We start from the raw sequence: 1746 nt of genomic DNA, 5'->3' as shown, positions 1-1746 counted from the left end.
ACGGTGAATCGCGGCGGCCAGCGCGTCCATTTACAGCCACGCGAGTTCGCGTTGCTCGCCGAGCTGATGCGCAACCCGCGCCGGGTGATGACGCGCACCATGCTTCTTGAACGGGTCTGGGATTTCGATTTTGACCCCAAGACCAACATCGTCGAGACCCATCTGAGCCGGCTGCGCTCCAAGCTCAATGCCGGCTTCGACGAGGATGCGATCGAGACGGTGCGCGGCGCCGGCTACATGATCCGGGCCGAATAGATGCTGCTGCGCCTGTGGCGATCGACCTTCGGCGTGGTGGCGCTGGTCGCGCTGGCTTTCGTCGCCGCGACGCTCGCCATCGGCGGGGTCGCCTATGTCGTCACCCACGAAGCGCTGGAAAAGCAGCTTGATCACCGCGTCGCTGTAGAGACCCACGCCATGCTCGACGAAGCCAGGGAAGCCGGCCTCGCCGGGGTCGCCGCCGCTATCCGTCTGCGCGGCCGGACCCGCACGACTTCGAGCCTCGACTATTTGTTGGTTGACGGTGCCGGGCGGCCGATCGCCGCGACCGTCGCGCCACTCACGCCCTTGCGAGAGGGCTATGAGGAGTTCTTTTGCTTCCGCCGCGGGAACTATACCGGCGTCGGGCAATCAATCACCACGCCGCTCGCTGGCGGAATGCTCGTGGTCATCGCCGATCGCCGCGATCTGAACGAGATCGACCGGACACTGGAATGGCTTTTCGCAGCCGCCCTCACGGCAATGCTGGCGCTTGGGATCGGCGCGGCCGTGCTGATTGGGTGGCTGACGCGGCATCGCCTGTCGCGCATTGATACCACAGCGAAGGCGATCATTGCGGGCGACCTGACGCAGCGTGTGCCGCGGGACGGATCGAACAGTGAGTTCGATCAGGTTGCCGCGACGCTCAACCGAATGCTCGACCGGATGGCCGCGCTGATGGACAATCTGCGGCAGGTGTCAACTGACGTGGCCCACGACCTGCGCACGCCGCTTACCCGCCTGTGTCATCAGCTCGATCGCGCCATGACAGGCGAGCATGAGGCCGTTTACGCCGCGCGCCGGCAAGCCGACGATTTGCTGGATATATTTGCTGCCTTGCTGCGCATTGCCGAGATCGAAGGGCTGGCCGAGCGCCGCGCGACGGCTTCGATCGATTTATCTGATCTACTGGAGGATATGGCTGAAACCTATCGTCCCGACTTCGAGGCTCGCGGGCACAAGTTGACGATCGATATTGTGCCCGGTCTGCATATCGCAGGTGACCGCCGTTTGCTTGCTCAGGCGCTATCGAATCTGTTGGAGAACACGTTGCGGCACACTCCGGCCGGCACCGCTGCGACGCTGTCCGCCAGGATGACGCAGGATGCGATTGAGATCACGCTGGAGGATGACGGTCCGGGTGTCTCTCCCGCCGATGCCGAACGACTGTTCCAGCGGTTCGCCCGTGCGGAGGCGTCCCGCACTACCGATGGACATGGCTTGGGCCTCGCGCTGGTTCGTGCCGTCGCTATCGGGCATGGCGGCAACGCCACCCTCACGCGATCGCAGAATGGTTTCGGTGTCACCTTGCGACTGCCGAGCAGAGTTTGAAGGCGCAGTTATCGTGCTGGCTTTCCCAAAACGCCGTTCGCAACGATTTTTGGGGACGCCTGAATTTTCCCGCTTCACCATCTTTTTCGGGATGCTCGCGAACGGCAGCACTCGGTCGAACCCGCCGTTGGTCAAAATCGTCGCGGGCGACGGATTTGT

At 63.4% G+C, this 1746-nt stretch carries 3 protein-coding genes; 2 read left to right on the top strand and 1 reads right to left on the bottom strand.

Features of this window, described 5'->3' with window-relative positions:
* On the top strand, positions 1–255 hold a 255-nt coding region (locus AC58EF_RS28435), incomplete at its 5' end, for a winged helix-turn-helix domain-containing protein (protein WP_497279710.1).
* A 36-nt stretch (positions 256–291) separates the two neighbouring features.
* Positions 292–1587, top strand: a complete 1296-nt coding sequence (locus AC58EF_RS28430; protein ID WP_497279708.1) for a sensor histidine kinase — start codon at positions 292–294, stop codon at positions 1585–1587.
* Here AC58EF_RS28430 and AC58EF_RS28425 read toward each other — a convergent pair.
* Positions 1559–1746: hypothetical protein (locus AC58EF_RS28425; RefSeq protein ID WP_497279706.1), on the bottom strand; the 188-nt coding region annotated here is incomplete at its 5' end. The two genes, AC58EF_RS28430 and AC58EF_RS28425, sit on opposite strands and share 29 nt — an antisense overlap.

This window comes from Sphingobium sp. WR1, from assembly GCF_059693745.1.
The sequence above is the reverse complement of the archived record's forward strand: the minus strand, read 5'-3'. Positions and strand labels throughout refer to the sequence as shown.